Source organism: Pedobacter cryoconitis (assembly GCF_014200595.1).
Classification (GTDB): Bacteria; Bacteroidota; Bacteroidia; order Sphingobacteriales; family Sphingobacteriaceae; genus Pedobacter; species Pedobacter cryoconitis_C.
In genome coordinates this window covers 588824-607860 of record NZ_JACHCG010000001.1, presented here as the reverse complement: position 1 = coordinate 607860, position 19037 = coordinate 588824, and the positions used below count along the sequence as shown (strand labels likewise).

Here is a 19037-nt window from a genome sequence, read left to right as displayed (position 1 = left end):
TTGTTCTTTAAGTATTCAACTCACGTGCCAGTTTGGCTAAATCTATCCCGCCAAAGTTACCCGAGCTCATCAGCAAAAGGTTTGTCTGGCGAAAATCCAACCCTCTTAAGTATTGCTCAAGAGTAGAGGCATTGTCAAAAAAAGTAAGCTTATCGTTATTAAATGCTGTTTGAACATCTATTTCAGTGAAAGGCTTAATTTTTTTTTGTTGAAATGTTTTTATATCTATATATACGATAGGATTCTCTGCACGGATCATCGTATCTGCATATTGCAGTAAAAAATTTTTATTTAAACTACTAAATGTGTGTAATTCTATACAAGCTACTAATTTTCTTTCCTCAAATTGCGACTTTACTGCCTCAATTGTAGCTTTCAATTTGGAAGGGGAGTGTGCAAAATCCTTATAAACATTTGTATTATTCTCTGTATTTAACAACTCCAGCCTTTTAGATGCCCCTTTAAATGAGGTAATTGCCAGATTAAAATCATTTTCACTGATACCAATTTCTTTACAAACCAATTTCGCAGCACTTAAATTCATCAGGTTATGATCACCAAAAACTTTCAGTGGCAGATTTTCAGGCAGTAAATAAGTTATACCATTGTTAACGTGGTGTGCAGGGATTTCGTATCCTGTTTTAACAATTTCTTTAGGATTATTCCTTACAAGAGTACACAATTCCTGATCAGTCGAAGCGTAAAATAACTTACCCCCAGGCATAATGGTATCAATAAAAAGCTCAAACTGGTGCAAATAATTTTCAAAAGTAGGGAACACATTCACATGGTCCCAGGCTACTCCGCTGATTACTGCGACATTTGCTTTATAAATATGGAATTTTGGTCTTCTGTCAATCGGCGAAGCTAAATATTCATCTCCCTCGATAATAATTATAGGCGCAGCCTCAGTAAGCCGCACCATGGTATCGAACCCCTCCAGTTGTGCACCAACCAGGTAATCGAAATCTTTTTTGTAATAGTTAAGTACGTGCAGGATCATGGAAGTAATAGTCGTTTTACCATGACTGCCACCTATCACGACTCTCAGCTTATCTTTAGTCTGCTCATAGATATATTCAGGATAAGAATAAACCTTTAGTCCAAGCGCTTGCGCCCTGAGTAATTCAGGATTATCAATGAGGGCATGCATTCCTAAAATAACCGCATCAAGATCCGCTGTGATTGACTCCTCATGCCAACCCAGTTTTTCAGGTAAAATCCCATGTCTGGAAAGTCTGCTTGCCGATGGTTCAAAAATTAAATCATCTGAACCACTTACAATAAAACCTTTCTGATGCAAAGCTATTGCCAGGTTGTGCATTGCACTTCCCCCAATAGCTATAAAATGTATTCGCATTCTCAAATATTAAAAAAAATAAAGCAATTAAAATACTTTTATTTATTAAGCCTTTTTAAAACGTGCGGCTACCCACTCTCCGATCTTCTTATGGTTCAGATAATTCATGCCAAATGGTGCACAAGCATCCTTAATCATTTGAAGGTCCGGATCTTCATAAAATCCACTAAAAAATATTTCACCACCGCTTTTTAAAACGCTGGCATATACAGGTATCTGATCCAGTAAAATATTACGGTTGATGTTTGCAAGGATAATATCATACTCAGCAGCAGGGATTACTTCTTTCCCACCACATAAAGCAGTAATATTAGTAATGTTGTTCAATGCAGCATTTTCTTTAGCGCTCAGATAACAAACTTCGTCGTTATCAATAGCGACTAAGTCTTTAGCACCCTTTTTAGCCGCAAGAATGGCTAATATCGCTGTTCCGCATCCCATATCAAGGATATGCTTTCCAGTCACCTCAGTTTCCAGAATATATTGCATCATCATCGTTGTAGTTTGATGATGACCAGTACCGAACGCCATTTTAGGATCAATAACGATCTCGTATTTATATTGAGGCTGAACAGGGTGGAAAGTCGCTCTTACATAGCAGGTTTCATCGATAATGAGCGGTTCAAAATTCTTCTCCCACTCCTCATTCCAATTTTCTGCGGCAATTTCTGTTACGGTATAATTATAATCGAACTCTCCTTCGAACTGAAGAAGAGATCCGGTTAAGTTTTCTTTATTATAGCTATCGAAATCAATAAAAGCAGAGAAACCATTTTCGGTATCTTCAAACGTATTGAATCCAATTTCAGCCAGCTCACTGATTAATAAATCCTGTTGATATTCCTGGATAAGCGTAAAGCTGAAGGTGATTTGTATATACTGCATTAAGAATTAAAGGTTTTAACGATATCTGCGAAATCACGTGATTTAAGAGAAGCGCCCCCAATTAATCCACCATCAATATCTTTTTGTGCAAATAATTCCGGTGCATTTTTAGGTGTACAGCTACCTCCATATAAAATTGAAGTTTCTTCAGCAGCATCTTCCCCATATTTACCAGCAACTTCTGCACGGATAAACTCATGTACTTCCTGAGCCTGCTCAGCAGTAGCAGTAAGTCCGGTACCAATTGCCCAAACTGGTTCGTAAGCGATGACAACTTTTGTAAAATCTTCAGGACTCAGGTGGAACAGGCCATTTTCTAATTGTCCTTTCAGGATTTCAAAGAAATTACCGTTGTTTCTTTCGTCTAATGTTTCACCAATACAGAAAATAGGTGTTAATTGATTTGCTAAAGCAATATTAGTTTTATCAGCAAGTAAAGCATCGCTTTCTGCAAAATACTGACGGCGTTCTGAGTGTCCGACAATTACATATTCACAACCAATTGATTTGATCATCCTGGCTGAAATTTCACCAGTGAAAGCACCGCTTTCTTTTTGGTGGCAATTCTGAGCACCAATTTTAACGACATCACCTCCTAATTTTGATAAGCTGTTCAAGTGAATGAACGGAGCACATATGATAGCTAGCTGATCGCCTTTTTTCTCATCTCTTACGATGTTAACGATTTCTGAAAATAATGAAATACCTTCTGCATAGTCCGTATTCATTTTCCAATTTCCTGCTACTATTTTCTTTCTCATAATTAAATCTAATATTATTTTAACTGTAATCCTATTTCATTGGCACTTAACCCAAATTTTGACGCTTAAATTAAGTTACTATTGCTCAACTACACATATAGCTGATAAAAATACACAAAGTCTCCTAAAAAGATCTATAAATTGAAGTTAAATCAAAAATCGATGACAATATATCTTTTTCTATCTGATTAAACTCAACATTTTTACGTTCATATACTTTTTCTGCTGTTTCGAACATTTTTTCAAGGCTATAAACAGCAAGGCTATCACATCCACCCCAGGCAAAATCCGGAATAAAGTTCTTCGGATAGCCAGATCCAAACACATTTGCACTGACACCGACCACAGTACCGGTATTAAACATGGTATTGATGCCACATTTCACATGATCTGCCATAATTAAGCCGCAAAACTGAAGTCCGGTCTGTCTGAATGCAGTTTTTTCATAATCCCACAATTTAACATCGGCATAGTTATTTTTCAAATTGGAATTATTGGTATCCGCCCCGATATTGCACCATTGTCCCAGCACAGAATTACCCAGGTAACCTTCATGCCCTTTCGCAGAATAACCCCAGATCACGGCATTGTTAATCTCGCCGCCTACTGTACTAAACGGGCCTATGGTAGTTTGTCCGTAAATCTTGGTTCCCATTTTCACCCTGGAGCCTTCACCTAAAGCAAAAGACCCCCTGATATGTGTACCTTCCCAAACCTGTGTATTTTTACCGAGGTAAACAGGCCCTGTTAACGTATTAAAAGTAGCGCATTCCGCTTCCACTCCTTCTTCAATAAAAATCTGGTCACCCAGAACTGTATTGGTCGTGCTTAATTTCGCTGAAACCCTGCCTTTAGTTAAAAGATCAAAGTCAGCGCTGAGCTGTACATCATTATTTCTAAAAATATCTTCAGGAAATACAATACGTGTAAAAGATCCGCTATAAGAAACAGGACGCAATAAAGCACCCTGTGCTAAACTAACGGTTTCACCCGGATTAACTTTGTAAGCCAGAACCAGTTCCCCCTGCACAAGTACTTCACCACTGCGCAAAGCAGCAATCGCAGCAAAAAGACTTTCGTCCGGGCAAACAGAACCGTTAATGTAAGTGTCCGCATCCTTGCGGGTCTGATATTTTGCAGTCAGGTAAACCGCAGTACAGAATCCTGGAACAGCTGATGCATAATTGGCCCATTTTTCAGCTATGGTTAATATTCCAATCCGCAGATCGGCCACAGGCCGTGTAAAAGTGAGCGGCCTTAGAGATAAAGCAGTCTGATCATCAAATAAATTAATGTTCATTTGTGTTGTTATTGTTTTACATAGAATTTGCAGAGCGCAAACTCCTATTATATAATATAAGCAAAAATAAAAAAAGTCCCGAAGCTGAGCATCGGGACTTTATAATAATTTCTTATAACTGTAGAATTATTTCTTAGCGTAACGAGTTTTAAATTTATCGATACGACCAGCTGTATCTACCAGTTTCATTTTACCAGTATAGAAAGGGTGAGAAGTATGAGAGATCTCTAATTTATAAAGAGGGTACTCGTTACCATCTTCCCAAGTCACAGATTCTTTAGTTTCAACACAAGATTTAGTTAAGAAAGAGTATTCGTTAGACATATCTTTAAATACTACGAATCTATAGTTTGAAGGGTGAAGATCTTTTTTCATAATGAATATATACTTATTTGTACTTATTTGTCGCTTATTTTGAAGGTTGCAAATATCCTAATTATATTTTTTATTTACAAGCATTATTAAAAAATTATGTACTATACTTTTTTCTGGTCTCAATTTTTTGTAGTTGCCTGCTAATATATTCATCTGCAATCACTTCTGCCGAAGGCAGTTGAGACCTGCTGATCAGTAAAGATTTTAATCTTTCTTCATTCACATCTGTACGGTATAATATTTGCATCATTTTAGAGATGTCATTATCCAGCAACCAGGAGAAAGCATGTACCATTTTCACTCTTAACTGCTCCGCAGACAATTCCTCTTCCAGTTCAAAATCATTCCCTATAATTCTGCAAAGCACTTTCAAATCATCCATTCCGTCATTTTTTTATTTCCTGACACAATTCGATCAGTACCCCATTTGTCCCTTTAGGATGCACAAAGCAGATCAGCTTATTGTCGGCGCCAAATTTAGGTTCTTCATTTAACAGTACAAAGCCCTCATTTTTCAGTCTTTTCATTTCTGCATAAATATCATCCACATCAAATGCAATATGATGAATCCCCTCTCCTCTTTTTCCTATAAAAGAAGCAACCGGGCTATCCGCTACAGTAGCAGCCAGCAATTCAATTTTATTCTCGCCTGTCCGGAAAAAAGCAGTATCCACCCCTTCAGAAACTACAGACTCCTTTTTATAAGCTGCCGTACCCAGTAACTTCTCATACAGCGAACAGGACGCATCGAGGTCTTTTACTGCAATACCGATATGTTCAATTTTATTCATAGTTCATGTAAACGTTAAGCGAATGTAAAAATGCATGTTTCCCCCCGATGTTCATAGCCTCATCTTACATTCTTTGGCAATCTTTTTTTGTACATTTGTATATTAAAAGAATAAATTACATACAATGGAACTTCCTATTTATCTAGATAATAACGCGACAACCCCCCTTGACCCAAGAGTGCTTGAAGCAATGTTGCCTTACTTTACCACAAAATTTGGTAATGCTGCAAGCCGTAACCACGCCTTTGGCTGGGTTGCAGAAGAAGGTGTTGATTATGCACGTGAGCAGGCTGCCAAACTGATTGGCTGTACTGAAAAGGAAATTATTTTCACTTCAGGTGCTACAGAAGCAGACAACCTTGGTATTAAAGGTGTGTTCGAAATGTATCAGGATAAAGGTAATCATATCATTACTGCAACTACTGAACACAAAGCAGTATTGGATACTTGTAAACACCTGGAGAAATTAGGTGCAAAAGTTACTTACCTGTCAGTAAAAGAAGACGGCTTAATTGACCTTGCTGAATTAGAAGCAGCAATGACTGAACAAACTATCCTGGTTACGATCATGTATGGCAACAATGAGATCGGTGTTGTTCAGCCTATCAGAGAAATTTCTGCAATCGCACATAAGTTTGGCGCATTGTTCATGACTGACGCTACACAGGCTGTAGGTAAAATACCTGTAGATGTAAATGCAGACGGAATTGACCTGCTTGCCTTCAGTGCACATAAAATGTACGGCCCTAAAGGAGTTGGTGTATTATATGTACGCCGTAAAAACCCAAGGGTTAAAGTAACTGCACAAATGGACGGTGGTGGTCATGAGCGTGGCATGCGTTCAGGAACATTAAACGTACCCGGAATTGTTGGTTTAGGCAAGGCTTGTGAACTATGCCGTTTAGAAATGGACTCAGAAGCAGCCCGCCTTTCTGCATTGAGAGATAAATTAGAAAGCGCACTGACTGTAATGGAAGAAAGTTACGTGAACGGAAATACACAACACCGTTTACCGCATGTAGCAAATATCTCTTTCAAATATGTAGAAGGTGAAGGCTTGATGATGGCCATGAAAGATCTGGCTGTTTCTTCAGGTTCTGCCTGTACTTCAGCATCCTTAGAGCCTTCATACGTTTTAAAAAGCTTAGGACTTTCAGATGACCTTGCACACTCTTCTATCCGTTTCGGTTTAGGCCGTTTCACTACGGAAGAAGAAATTGATTACGCTATTGAGAACACTAAAAAAGCAGTGAACCACTTAAGAGATCTTTCACCACTTTGGGAAATGTTTAAAGAAGGAATTGATTTAAGCAAAATTGAATGGGCTGAGCACTAAGGTGCGCCCCTTTCACTATAAATAAAATATTAAAAAACAATCCTCTTTAACGAGAGGCTCAGAGGAAAATAAAATGGCATACTCAGAAAAAGTAATGGAACACTATACCAACCCCCGTAACGTTGGTACATTAGATAAAAATAGTAAATCAGTAGGTACAGGTTTAGTTGGCGCACCAGAGTGCGGTGATGTGATGCGTCTTCAAATTGAAGTAGATGAAAACAATGTAATTACTGACGCTAAATTTAAAACATTCGGATGTGGCTCTGCAATTGCTTCTTCATCTTTAGCAACAGAATGGCTGAAAGGCAAAACTGTGGATCAAGCGATGACGATTGACAATATGGATATCGTAGAAGAATTAGCATTGCCACCAGTAAAAATTCACTGTTCAGTATTAGCAGAGGATGCGATTAAATCAGCAATCAATGATTACCGTGTTAAAAATGGCATGGAACCAATTGCATTGCCTAAATCACACCACTAAATTATACCTGGGCTTATTTAAAAAATAAAGCATATGATCACGATCACAGATAAAGCTAAAACCAAGATTGATAACTTAATGCAGGAATCTCAAATGGATACGACTTACTTTTTACGTGTTTCAGTAAAAGGTGGCGGTTGTTCAGGCTTATCCTACAATCTCGATTTTGACAACGAAGAAAAAACAGGAGATCAGTTTTTTGAAGACAGAGGAATCCGCATTGCACTGGATATGAAATCATTTTTATATCTGGCCGGTACAGAACTTGACTTCACAGACGGCATCAATGGAAAAGGATTTAATTTCAATAATCCAAATGCAAGCCGTACTTGTGGTTGCGGAGAAAGTTTCTCAGTTTAACCTGATATGATATATTAAAAGGGCACTTTATAGTGCCCTTTTTTGATTTAAGCTAATTTTACCGTTATTTATAAAAACACCTATTGTGTTTTTAATGTAAAAAACTTTATTATTGCCCTCGCAAAAAAATAAATATGGTATCATTTAACGAGTTTTCTACGGTTCCCAGCTTATTAAGAAACGTAGTAGAAAACATTCACAAGCCTGAAGAAACATTCTTAATCCATAAAAAGAATAATGAATGGGAGAACATCTCCTTTAAGCAGACTTTGGACACAGCCGATGCGGTAGCTGCATTTTTTCTATCAAAAGAGGTAACTAAAGGCGACAGAATGGGACTGATGATTGAGAACGGTCCTGATTATGTATACTATGATCAGGGAATTCAGCAAATTGGTGCCATCAATGTATCTATTTATCCCACCCTCTCCGAACAGGAAGTCGAATATATCATTAACGACTCCGGAATAAAATCCATCCTGATCGGTAATCCATTTCTTTATAAAAAGATATTGAAGATCGCTGACAATTGCAGACAACTTCAATATATCATTCCTGCTTTTGCAGAATATACCAAAACAACTGTTCCCCAGGGACTGAATAAAACTATCATCAGTTTTGAAGAACTGATCAGACAAGGTAAAGAACTCGTTTCTACCTACCAGGTTAAAATTAAAGAAGCAAGGGCCCTTGTGCGTCCATCAGACACTTCTTCCTTAATTTATACTTCAGGTACAACCGGTACACCAAAAGGCGTAATGCTCTCTCACAGCAATTTCGTGGAAAATGTAAAAGTTTGTTTGCAGCAGATCCCGATCATTGACGAAACAGACGTATTCTTATCGTTCCTTCCTTTATCCCATGTTTTTGAGCGGACAGCAACTTATCATGTATGCTGCGCACAAGGCTGCAAAATTGCCTATGCACAAAGCCTGGAATTACTGGCAAAAAACATGGCCGAGATTAAACCAACAGTGATGAGTTGTGTACCTCGTTTATTAGAGCGTATCCATGATAAAGCCATCAAAAGTGGTACCGCTGAAGGCGGCCTGAAAGCTAAAATCTTCTTGTGGGCACTGGAAACAGGACAAAATTACCGTTACAAAATTGAAGCCGGCAAAACACCGGGTTTAGTGCTTGCTGTAGAAAAGAGAATTGCGGAAAAACTGGTATTCAGCAAAATTAAAGAGAAAACCGGCGGAAGATTGAAGTTCATGATTTCCGGAGGTGCAGCACTTCCTAAAAATGTAGGCGAATTTTTCGGTAACCTGGGTATTAAAATACTCGAAGGCTTTGGTTTGACTGAAACCTCCCCGGTAATGTCGGTTACAGAATATGACAGACAGGTTTATGGCACTGTAGGCCGGATTATCCCGGGCATAGAGGTCGCTATCCAGAACATTGAGACTAAAGAAATGATCAGCATACAAACGCATGAATCCTTTGCACCAGACTTTGAATGTGCTGAAGGAGAAATTATCGTGCGTGGCCATTGTGTAATGCAAGGCTATTTTAATAAGCCGGCAGAAACTGCTGAAGCAATTGATAAAAACAACTGGTTCCACACAGGTGACATTGGCCGTTTCTATAAAGGTAATCTTCAGATTACTGACCGTTTAAAGAATATGATTGTCAATGCTTATGGAAAGAACGTTTATCCTACCCCGGTAGAAAACATCTATCTGAAGAGCCTTAAAATAGATTCCTTATTTTTAATTGGCGACAAAAGAGAATACCTGACTGCGATTATTATCCCGAACAGAGAAAGCTTGCAGGAAAAGTTCAACTTACCTGACGCTTACTTCTTACAACCAGAAACCTTTATTAACGAACCAGAAATTATAGACTGGATCGGACAGGATATCAGGAAATTATCAAATGAGTTATCCAAGTTTGAACGGATCAAGAACTTCAGAGTTAAAAGAAACCCATTCAGCATTGAAGAAGGTGAGATCACGCCCACTATGAAAATAAAGCGTAAAGTGGTCGAAAAAATCTATGCTGAAGCAATCAATGAGCTGTATACAGAAACTGTTGATGCCGATTAAAAATTCTAAAAAAAAACAGCCTCTAATTTAGTATTTTTGCAGCTGCTTGAACACAACGTTCAAATCAGTAATCAATTAGAGCTTATCCGGCGAAAGCCGAATATAAAACATATATGAGTACAGGATTATCAGAATTAGAAATACTGCGCAGAAATGCGCTTACTCAGTTACGTGAACTGGGCATTGATCCATATCCGCCTGAAGGATATGAAATCAATACAAACGCAGCCGATATACTGGCTAATTACGAAAACAATAAGGATGCTTATCAAAAGGTAAGTTTTGCAGGCAGGATCATGACCCGTCGTATTATGGGAAGTGCAGCTTTTGTAGAAATACAAGATGCTACCGGCCGTATCCAGGTTTATTTAAAGAGAGACGAACTTTGTCCTGAAGAGGATAAAACACTTTACAATACAGTTTTCAAGAAGTTACTGGATCTTGGTGATTTCATCGGGATCAAAGGTTATGTGTTTACCACACAAACTGGTGAAATTTCTGTACACGTAACCGAATTCAAATTACTGGCTAAATCATTAAAACCGCTTCCAATCGTTAAACGTGACGAAGACGGAAACATTTTTGATGGTTTTACTGATCCTGAATTAAGATACAGACAACGTTATGTAGATCTGACCGTAAATCCGGACTTTAAACAGATCTTTATCACCCGTTCCAAGGTAATCAATACCATGAGAGCTTACTTCGATGAGCAGGGCTGGATGGAAGTGGAAACACCTATCCTTCAAGCCATCCATGGCGGAGCAGCAGCACGTCCGTTTAATACACACCACAATACCTTAGATATGCCTTTATATCTGAGAATTGCGAATGAGCTGTATTTAAAAAGACTGATCGTTGCTGGTTTTGATGGTGTATATGAATTCGGAAAAATGTTCAGAAATGAAGGAATGGACCGTACGCATAACCCGGAGTTCACTTCGATGGAAATCTATGTAGCTTACAAAGATTATATCTGGATGATGGGCATGGTAGAAGCCTGTCTGGAGAAGGTAGCAAGAGCGACGCATGGCTCACCTATCGTTAAAGTTGGCGAACATGAAATTAACTTTGCAGGGCCTTACGAGAAACTGACTATGTATGAATCTATTCAGAAATATACAGGGATTGATGTTTCAGCAATGACCGAAGAGCAGCTTAAAGAGACTTGTAAAAGCTTGAATATAGAGGTTGATCCTTCTATGGGCCGTGGAAAACTGGTTGATGAATTATTCAGTGAAAAAGTAGAAGCTAATTTAATCCAGCCTACCTACATTACTGATTACCCGATTGAAATGACTCCGCTGGCTAAAAAGCACCGCAGTTCAGCAGGTTTGGTAGAGCGTTTCGAGCTATTTGTAATGGGTAAAGAGATTGGAAATGCCTATACAGAGCTGAATGATCCTATCGATCAGAAAGAACGTTTTGAAGAGCAGTTAAAACTGGCAGCAAGAGGTGATGATGAAGCGATGGCGATGGATGATGACTTTATCCGTGCCTTAGAATACGGTATGCCCCCAACTTCAGGTTTAGGTATTGGTATTGACCGTTTGGTGATGCTGATGACTAACCAGTCTACGATTCAGGAAGTTCTTTTCTTCCCGCAGATGAGACCGGAGAAAAAAGCAAAAATCACCACTGATGAGGACTTTGTAAACGCAGGTATCCCGGCAGACTGGGTTCAGGTGATCCGTAAAATGGGTTTCAATACGATAGAAGATTTAGCGGGAGCAAATGCAAACAAAGTATTTAATGATTTAGGCGGTATGCGTAAAAAGTTAAAAATTGAATTGCCGATGCCTACCAAAGAAGAGGTAACCGCCTGGTTCTCTTAACATAATCATAACAAAAACTTAAAGGCCTGCTATATTGATATATAGCAGGCCTTTTCTATTTTTAGCAAACAATAAAATTGAATGTTATGAATAATTCAAGTCTGGAGATAACTGAAAACGAATACTGCATAAAATTAAGTAAAGATGCCTTTGATCTGTCCCTGATCCGTCAGCTTATCAAAAGAATTCAATCTGAACAATTGTTTTTTAGCAGAAAAAAAGAATGTATGGAAGATGATATCATCAGCCGTGGCGCAAGGGAAACTATTGATACTTTCGACAACCTGAATGATAAATAAAAAAAGCCACATGATGATGTGGCTTTTTTTATTTTGCTATGTTAATTCCTGATTAACTATCTATATCTTACTTGTTGTTGCTTATCCAGCATCGCCAGCTGATCTTTCATTTGTTTGATCTGATCTGCGAGTAATTTGTTTTTATCCGCTTTCTTAGCTTCTGTCAGATAAAGCTGCGCCTCTCTTTTATTACGTTTACCCATGGCAATACCAGCTAAACTTAATTTAGCAAGGGCAATGTTATGATCCATCTGCATTCCTAATGCCAAAGCTTTCTTGAAATATTTTTCAGATTGCATTGGTGCTTTTCTTGATTCAATCAAACCAATCAGCAATTGATAATAACCGTGTTGAGGTCTGATCAACTGTGTTTCATAATTTGTTATTCTATTTAAAAAGCGTTCCGCTTTAGGCATATCATCTTTACGTAAAAACCATTGTGCAAGCAGCATGTTCTCGTTGTAGAAAAAAGTAGCTACGACTAGTAAACTAATCAATACAGCTAAAACTCCCCAACCCCAAAAACCGAAAATCATAAGTGCTACCGCACCCCCCAGTATCACAAAAGCTGCGATAAGTCTTACTATGTTTGGCATATCTATTTTTAATTATTTCGTGCAAATATCGTGTTTATATACCAAAAATCAGATTTAAATTTAAAACAGATTCTAAAAATATTTATCTCATTCTGATGCTTATCTTTGTTAAAAGATAAATAAAGGCGAAATAAAATATGCTCCATACAGCTACCCGGGAGAAACTATTGGAATCTCCGGAAATGAATGCGCAATATGCAATAGAATACCCGGCTTACCAGCCCGGTCCGCAGGCTATACAGCAACTCCGTTTATTGCTTCAGGATATCAGGGTAATTATCGTGATGGGTACCTGGTGCAGTGATTGCAGACAACAAGTACCCCGGTTGTATAAAGTTCTGGATCAGGCTGATTTTCCGGCAGAACAAATCACGCTGATCTTTGTTGATGAATCGAAAAAGGCAGCGCATGGACTAACCGATCACCTGAATATAAACAAGGTGCCCACATTCATCCTCACTGCCAGCAATAAAGAGATCGGCAGGATCACAGAATCACCTTTGGTTACGCTGGAAAGCGATATGATTGAAATACTCACTAAATAAAATAAAAATGTCAGCAGCATTAGAACCAGGCTGGTTAAAAGTACTGGAACCTGAATTTGAAAAAGAATACATGAAAAACCTGAAAGCTTTTCTTTTGCAGGAAAAAGAAACAGGAAAAACAGTGTATCCTAAAGGCGCAGATATTTTCGCTGCCTTTAACCATACCCCATTCGATCAAGTCGAAGTGGTGATCTTAGGTCAGGACCCCTATCACGGAGAAGGACAAGCACACGGTCTATCTTTTTCCGTACAAAAAGGAGTAGCTACTCCCCCATCTTTAAAAAACATTTATAAAGAACTGGAAACAGATATTGAAGGGTTTAAAACGCCAAATCATGGTAACCTGACCCAATGGGCAGATGAAGGCGTACTCTTGCTGAATGCATCTCTGACTGTAAGGGCGCATGAACCTGGTTCTCACCAGGGCAAAGGCTGGGAAGCATTTACAGATCAGGCCATCAGCCAGCTCTCGGATAAAAAAACAGGACTGGTGTTTTTATTGTGGGGAAAATTTGCGCAACAAAAAGCTGCATTGATCGATGAAAAGAAGCATACCGTGTTAAAATCAGCACACCCTTCGCCATTTTCTGCTTATACCGGTTTTTTCGGCAGTAAACATTTCTCGAAAACAAATGAAATTCTGATTGCTGAAGGTAAGAAGCCAATTAACTGGCAAATCAGCTAATTTTATGCAATCAGTGCCAGATTCATACAGGCACTGATTGCATATTACTTATTGCGTAAAGCTAATTGCTTTTAGTATTCTAAAGGCACAATAGGTTCTTTCTTAGTTGTTGACATGATCATCATCGTCTGAAAAGTCTTCACTACGCTGATTTTACTGATCTTGTCCATAATTAAACGCTCGTAAGCTTTAATATCACTTACATATACTTTCAACAGGAAATCTGCCTGTCCGGTCACATGGTGACACTCCGTAATTTCTTTAATCTGATTCACCTCATCCAAAAATATCTGGATCGTGTTGTTCTTATGGAAATCCAGTTGTACCTGGATAAAGGTTTTAATACCTAAACCCAGTTTCTCTTCATCCACCAATGCATGGTAACTCTTAATGAAACCGGACATCTCCAGTTTTCTTACTCTTTCTAAAGTAGGTGCTGGTGACAACCCAATTTCCTGCGATAAAAGCAAATTGGTTATTCTTCCGTTTTCTTGTAAAAGTTTAAGTATTTTAAAATCTATCTTATCTAGTTCTGCTGCCATTATTCCGATCTTGAACCCAAAGGTAGAATAAGAACACCTTATTTACCAAATTTAATTCTAAAAATAAACATAAAAATTATGCTTTATTTTATTCAATAATTTTTAGATTTACCTAAAACTATTATTAGGCTAATATAATGCATTCATTTACCGAAGAGAATTACCTCAAAGTCATTTATCATATCTCCCAGACAGAGCCCGGGACTGTCCAAACCAATGCAATTGCCAATGGATTGAACACCAAGGCTGCTTCTGTTACCGATATGCTTAAAAAGCTGGCAGATAAGCAATTAATTGATTATATTAAGTACCAGGGAGTCACATTAACTGAAAAAGGAAAAGCTGCCGCAATCAAAGTCATCCGCAAACACCGGCTATGGGAAGTCTTTTTAGTAGACAAACTTAAATTCCGGTGGGATGAAGTCCATGATATTGCAGAAGAACTTGAACACATTAATTCTTCCATACTGGTAGAGCGCTTAGATGATTTTCTTGGTTTTCCAAAGAGAGATCCCCACGGTGATCCGATCCCCGATCAGCATGGAAACTTTGAACCCTCTGCACATACACACCTCCATGAAATTGCCAAAGGAAAAAGCGGCATCATTATCGGGGTCAGTGAACACTCTTCTCCGTTTTTAATTCATCTGGAGAAGCTGGGTTTAACCATAGGCGCAGCAATAGCCGTCCTTGGAATAACTGCCTATGATGGTTCAGTAGAACTTGTAGTCAATAATCAAAATATAAATGTCAGCCGCAAAGTAGCGCAGCACATCCTTGTTAAATTAGAAGAAGCTGTTCATAATTAAAAGAATTTTTAGCTGATGAAGCAAACAGAATCATTAAGTGAAGTACATCAAAGTGTAGACACCGGCAAGCGAACCGGATGGAGAAGGATATTGTCTTTTATTGGCCCCGCATACCTGGTTAGTGTAGGTTATATGGACCCCGGAAACTGGGCTACTGACCTTGCAGGGGGCAGTAAATTCGGGTACCAGCTCATCTGGGTACTGCTGATGTCTAACTTAATCGCCCTGCTCTTACAATCTTTAAGTGCAAGATTAGGTATTGTAAGAGGGCTGGATTTAGCACAGGCTTCCAGAAATGCCTACCCTAAATGGGTAAACATCCCCTTATTTGGTTTAGCACAGACTGCAATTGTAGCCTGTGACCTTGCCGAAATCATTGGTATGGCCATTGGTTTGAACCTGCTTTTCGGCCTTCCGCTAATCTGGGGGATCAGTATTACTATTTTTGACACCGTGTTACTCTTGTTCCTGATGAACAAGGGAATGCGTAAAATGGAAGTTTTCATTGTTTCCATGGTTTTCATCGTAGGGATTTCCTTTTTAGTAGAGATGTTTATTGTAGAGCCCTCTCTCAAAGAAATCGTCAAAGGGCTGGAACCCTCGGTACTATCCGGACAAGCCCTTTATATTGCCATCGGTATTATCGGAGCCACTGTCATGCCCCACAATCTTTACCTGCACTCTTCGCTGGTTCAGACCAGGAAATTTGAGCGTGATGATCAAGGAATTAAGGAAGCCATTAAATTCAACTTTATAGATACTGCCGTTGCCCTTAACCTTGCTTTTTTTGTCAATGCTGCAATCCTGATTCTGGCAGCTGCTGCCTTTTATAAAAATGGCATGCATGAAGTTGCAGAAATACAGGATGCCTATAAATTGCTTGAACATATATTTGGCGGGGTTGCCCCAACTCTTTTCGCAATCGCACTGATTGCAGCTGGCCAAAGTTCTACCATTACCGGTACACTGGCGGGCCAGATTGTAATGGAAGGTCACCTGAACCTGAGGATACAGCCCTGGCTGCGCCGTTTAATTACCCGTTTGCTGGCCATTATCCCTGCTTTTTTTACGATCCTTTATTTCGGAAACGATGCCTTAAGCGGTTTACTGATTCTAAGCCAGGTCGTGTTGAGTTTACAACTCGGCTTTGCCGTGATCCCGCTGATTCATTTCACCTCTGATAAAAAAGAGATGAAAGGCTTTGCCATCAAGCTATGGGTCAAAATACTGGCCTGGATCAGTGCTGCCGTTATTGTTGCCCTGAATATTAAACTCGTTATAGAAGAAATCTCAGGCTGGGCAACCACTACGCATGGATGGTATATCTATGGATTAATTATCCCGGTTGCTATCCTGATTGGTCTGCTTTTAATCTATGTTTTCGTTTATCCGATGCTCAGTTCCAGAACAATACAGCAAAAAAACATTCCACACGGAAATGCAATGGCTATTGATCCAGTCGATCAGATCCATTATACCAGGATAGGTATTACTGTCGATTTTTCAAAGAATGACCTCAACACGATCCGCCATGCACTGATCCAGGGTGGTAAAAAAGCAGATTATCATTTAATCCATATCGTTGAAACTGCCGGCGCCCAGTATCATGGGAAAGCCGCACTCGATCATGAAACAGTGAGTGATGCGGAAAACCTGAAGAAATACGGACAGAACCTGGCCAATCTGGGTTATCACGGTATTCCCCATATTGGTTTTGGCGGTACCGCACGTGCCATTGCAGAAATAGCTAAAGCCAATGATTTACAGCTGCTGGTGATGGGTGCACACGGACATAAAGGACTGAAGGACCTGATTTTCGGAACTACCGTAGATGCAGTAAGACATAAAATCACAATCCCCGTATTAGTGGTCAGATAAGCTGCCAGAATCCTATATCCTTTGTAAAATTCAGAAAGAATTGCCATAAATCGGCAATTCTTTCTGATATTAGCTGATTCTATGGCGACTGACATTCAAATAAAAAATAAAAGAGCATACTTCGATTACCATGTTGTTGATAAATACAATGCCGGACTGGCTTTGCTTGGAACAGAAATAAAGGCAATCAGACAAGGTAAAGCCAATATGACCGATGCCTTCTGCATGTTCATTGGCAATGTACTTTATGTAAGAAATCTTCATATCTCAGAATACAGCCACAGTTCTTTCCATCACCATGATATTAAACGTGACCGGATTTTACTGCTGCAAAAAAAGGAATTGAAAAAGCTGAAATTCAGAAGTGAAGAAAAAGGGTACACAATTGTTCCGCTTCGCATTTTCACGAACGAGAGAGGCTTTGCAAAAATAGAAATTGCATTGGCGCAGGGTAAAAAAGACTTTGATAAAAGAGACAGCATCAAAGACCGCGAATCTAAACGTGAAATGGACCGGGCAATGAAAGGCTAAATTACCAGGCCTGGTCCCCTACCAGTGGTACAAACCTAAAAGTATCCAGTTCAAACTTTTCATAATCAGTTTCACTGACACGGATCACGGTAACCATAGTCTGGGAATGCTCATCACCTACCGGTATTACCAGCATACCACCAATTTTTAGTTGTTTCAATAAGATTTCAGGAACAAACGGCGCACCAGCAGTTACAATAATCTTGTGATAAGGTGCATGTGCTGCAATTCCCATTGAACCATCTCCAAAAAAGAAATTCGCACTATACCCCATTCCCGGTAATACTTTAAGGGTGTGTTTGTAAATACTTTCCTGTCTTTCGATAGTAAATACTTCTGCCCCCAATTCCATTAAAATACAAGTCTGATAACCAGAACCAGTCCCTATTTCCAGTACTTTATCACCTTTGCTGATATGCAGCAATTCACTCTGATAAGCTACCGTATAAGGCTGAGAAATGGTTTGACCGTCACCAATCGGGAAAGCAATATCTTTATAAGCCTGGTTCCAGAAGGTTTCATCAAAGAAAAAATGTCGCGGTACTTTTCCAATTGCACTCAGTACCCGCTCATCTGTGATGCCTCTTGATTTAAGATGCTCCACCAATTTCTTCCTTGCTCCTCTTTCCCGGTAATTATCTACAAACTTGTATGCCATTGATCTCAAAAATACTTCTTTGAAATCGATTTTTAAGGTTTTAATTGGATGAATTTAACCTCAAAGCCGTAAAAGCCAACAGATCAAATATTAAACAACAAATCTGGCTGTTAATGAAAAGAATAAATCTTTCACTTATTCAAGACAAAAGAATAATTTTTTTTCAGTAAAAACGGGAATATTACTTATTAGAACAAATAAAAAAATCTGAGGCCGATTTTAATCCGACAAGTAAAATAATACATATTTTTATATAGTTAAATGAAAACTAACGCTTTATGAAACAAGGATTGCTCTCACTTTTACTCGTTTCTCTTTTTGTCCTGAATGCCCGCTCACAGTCTGGCAGTACTTACAGTGCCGGGTTTAATGCATTCAGTTACCTCCAGCTCCCAAGGATAGGTGATCAGGACCCGCTTAAATATATAACGACCAAATTTAACGGTGGTATATTTAAAATTGATGACCGCCAGATCAATTATCGCTTAAGCGGAAGATTTATGAATCAATCACTTGACTTTAAAAGTGATTGTACGAACTGTAACCTGGTTAATGGAAAAGTAACTGACTATGCGATTAAAGTGGGATTTGAGAAAAACCTGAATTATTCCAATATACAACCTTATTTTGCTTTTGACATTGGCTATCGCTATAACCGCTTTAAGGGTTTAAGAGACTTCATAAACCTACAGAGAACAATTGCGTTAACAGATCAGATGGAAGCTATAAAAAACGGGCTGACCTTAGGGCCTACGCTGGGAATCCGGATAACTCCCATTGAGCAGCTTTCTATTTTTGCAGAAGGCAGCCTGGAATTATACCTTTCCCGCTTACGAACACAGACTGTTGCACAAAACACTACGGCCTTGCGAACAGAAACCTCCGAATCCAAAAAAGAATTTCTTTTTAGTCCGGTCACTGTAGGCTTGCAGTTCAATTTGGGAAGCAGGAATTAA

General features: G+C 38.9%; 22 protein-coding genes. 12 read left to right on the top strand and 10 right to left on the bottom strand.

Annotated elements, in window-relative coordinates; genetic code table 11:
* Positions 1-7: 7 nt before the first annotated feature.
* The 7 genes from HDE70_RS02790 to mce all read right to left on the bottom strand — a co-directional run bounded on the left by HDE70_RS02790 (position 8) and on the right by mce (position 5472).
* The gene (locus tag HDE70_RS02790) at positions 8-1360 is read right to left on the bottom strand and encodes a UDP-N-acetylmuramate--L-alanine ligase (RefSeq protein ID WP_183887901.1); all 1353 of its coding nucleotides are present in this window, start codon (positions 1358-1360) and stop codon (positions 8-10) included.
* 45 nt (positions 1361-1405) lie between these two features.
* Positions 1406-2245, bottom strand: coding sequence for a 50S ribosomal protein L11 methyltransferase (gene prmA, locus HDE70_RS02785; RefSeq protein WP_183887899.1), 840 nt, complete (start codon positions 2243-2245; stop codon positions 1406-1408).
* Positions 2245-3006: a triose-phosphate isomerase gene (tpiA, locus tag HDE70_RS02780; protein WP_183865125.1), complete on the bottom strand. Its 762-nt coding sequence runs from the start codon at positions 3004-3006 to the stop codon at positions 2245-2247. Before tpiA ends, prmA begins: the two co-directional genes overlap by 1 nt.
* A 124-nt stretch (positions 3007-3130) precedes the next feature.
* On the bottom strand, positions 3131-4306 hold the full coding sequence (locus HDE70_RS02775; RefSeq protein WP_183887897.1) for a putative sugar nucleotidyl transferase: 1176 nt from the start codon (positions 4304-4306) through the stop codon (positions 3131-3133).
* Positions 4307-4432: 126 nt separating this feature from the next.
* Positions 4433-4681: a type B 50S ribosomal protein L31 gene (locus HDE70_RS02770; RefSeq protein ID WP_041884831.1), complete on the bottom strand. Its 249-nt coding sequence runs from the start codon at positions 4679-4681 to the stop codon at positions 4433-4435.
* Positions 4682-4775: 94 nt separating this feature from the next.
* Complete coding sequence (locus HDE70_RS02765) at positions 4776-5063, bottom strand: hypothetical protein (protein ID WP_183887895.1); 288 nt, start codon at positions 5061-5063, stop codon at positions 4776-4778.
* Between the two features lie 4 nt (positions 5064-5067).
* Complete coding sequence (gene mce, locus HDE70_RS02760) at positions 5068-5472, bottom strand: methylmalonyl-CoA epimerase (protein WP_183865118.1); 405 nt, start codon at positions 5470-5472, stop codon at positions 5068-5070.
* A gap of 124 nt (positions 5473-5596) precedes the next feature.
* Between mce and HDE70_RS02755 the strand changes: the two genes are divergently transcribed.
* From HDE70_RS02755 to HDE70_RS02730, 6 genes are all read left to right on the top strand, one after another.
* Positions 5597-6808, top strand: a complete 1212-nt coding sequence (locus tag HDE70_RS02755; RefSeq protein WP_183865116.1) for an IscS subfamily cysteine desulfurase — start codon at positions 5597-5599, stop codon at positions 6806-6808.
* Between the two features lie 73 nt (positions 6809-6881).
* Positions 6882-7295: a Fe-S cluster assembly scaffold IscU gene (iscU, locus tag HDE70_RS02750; protein ID WP_183887893.1), complete on the top strand. Its 414-nt coding sequence runs from the start codon at positions 6882-6884 to the stop codon at positions 7293-7295.
* Between the two features lie 33 nt (positions 7296-7328).
* Positions 7329-7655 (top strand): HesB/IscA family protein, encoded by a 327-nt coding sequence (locus HDE70_RS02745; RefSeq protein WP_068401527.1) that lies wholly within the window; start codon positions 7329-7331, stop codon positions 7653-7655.
* A 134-nt stretch (positions 7656-7789) separates the two neighbouring features.
* Entirely contained in the window at positions 7790-9703 is a 1914-nt protein-coding gene (locus HDE70_RS02740; protein ID WP_183865114.1) for an AMP-dependent synthetase/ligase, read from the top strand.
* A gap of 113 nt (positions 9704-9816) precedes the next feature.
* A complete protein-coding gene (gene lysS, locus HDE70_RS02735) occupies positions 9817-11538 on the top strand; it encodes a lysine--tRNA ligase (RefSeq protein WP_183865112.1) in 1722 nt (573 codons plus the stop codon).
* 86 nt (positions 11539-11624) lie between these two features.
* Entirely contained in the window at positions 11625-11837 is a 213-nt protein-coding gene (locus HDE70_RS02730) for a hypothetical protein (RefSeq protein ID WP_183865110.1), read from the top strand.
* 56 nt (positions 11838-11893) lie between these two features.
* On the opposite strand, the gene HDE70_RS02725 is transcribed toward HDE70_RS02730, so the two are convergent.
* A complete protein-coding gene (locus HDE70_RS02725; RefSeq protein ID WP_183865108.1) occupies positions 11894-12433 on the bottom strand; it encodes a DUF2892 domain-containing protein in 540 nt (179 codons plus the stop codon).
* A gap of 137 nt (positions 12434-12570) precedes the next feature.
* Here HDE70_RS02725 and HDE70_RS02720 point away from each other — a divergent pair, with 137 nt between their 5' ends.
* Positions 12571-12978 carry a thioredoxin family protein gene (locus HDE70_RS02720; protein WP_183887891.1) on the top strand — a complete coding sequence of 136 codons (408 nt, stop codon included), beginning with the start codon at positions 12571-12573 and terminating at the stop codon, positions 12976-12978.
* A 7-nt stretch (positions 12979-12985) separates the two neighbouring features.
* The gene (gene ung, locus HDE70_RS02715) at positions 12986-13663 is read left to right on the top strand and encodes a uracil-DNA glycosylase (RefSeq protein WP_183865104.1); all 678 of its coding nucleotides are present in this window, start codon (positions 12986-12988) and stop codon (positions 13661-13663) included.
* A 71-nt stretch (positions 13664-13734) separates the two neighbouring features.
* Here the strand turns inward: ung and HDE70_RS02710 are convergent, their stop codons facing one another.
* Entirely contained in the window at positions 13735-14205 is a 471-nt protein-coding gene (locus HDE70_RS02710) for an Lrp/AsnC family transcriptional regulator (protein ID WP_041884810.1), read from the bottom strand.
* Between the two features lie 137 nt (positions 14206-14342).
* Between HDE70_RS02710 and HDE70_RS02705 the strand changes: the two genes are divergently transcribed.
* From HDE70_RS02705 to smpB, 3 genes are all read left to right on the top strand, one after another.
* Positions 14343-15014 carry a metal-dependent transcriptional regulator gene (locus HDE70_RS02705; protein WP_183865102.1) on the top strand — a complete coding sequence of 224 codons (672 nt, stop codon included), beginning with the start codon at positions 14343-14345 and terminating at the stop codon, positions 15012-15014.
* Positions 15015-15029: 15 nt separating this feature from the next.
* Complete coding sequence (locus HDE70_RS02700; protein WP_183865100.1) at positions 15030-16892, top strand: Nramp family divalent metal transporter; 1863 nt, start codon at positions 15030-15032, stop codon at positions 16890-16892.
* A gap of 81 nt (positions 16893-16973) precedes the next feature.
* The gene (gene smpB / locus HDE70_RS02695; RefSeq protein WP_068401558.1) at positions 16974-17423 is read left to right on the top strand and encodes an SsrA-binding protein SmpB; all 450 of its coding nucleotides are present in this window, start codon (positions 16974-16976) and stop codon (positions 17421-17423) included.
* Position 17424: 1 nt separating this feature from the next.
* Here the strand turns inward: smpB and HDE70_RS02690 are convergent, their stop codons facing one another.
* Positions 17425-18081 carry a protein-L-isoaspartate(D-aspartate) O-methyltransferase gene (locus HDE70_RS02690; RefSeq protein WP_183865098.1) on the bottom strand — a complete coding sequence of 219 codons (657 nt, stop codon included), beginning with the start codon at positions 18079-18081 and terminating at the stop codon, positions 17425-17427.
* A gap of 278 nt (positions 18082-18359) precedes the next feature.
* Here HDE70_RS02690 and HDE70_RS02685 point away from each other — a divergent pair, with 278 nt between their 5' ends.
* Positions 18360-19037: a hypothetical protein gene (locus tag HDE70_RS02685; protein ID WP_183887889.1), complete on the top strand. Its 678-nt coding sequence runs from the start codon at positions 18360-18362 to the stop codon at positions 19035-19037.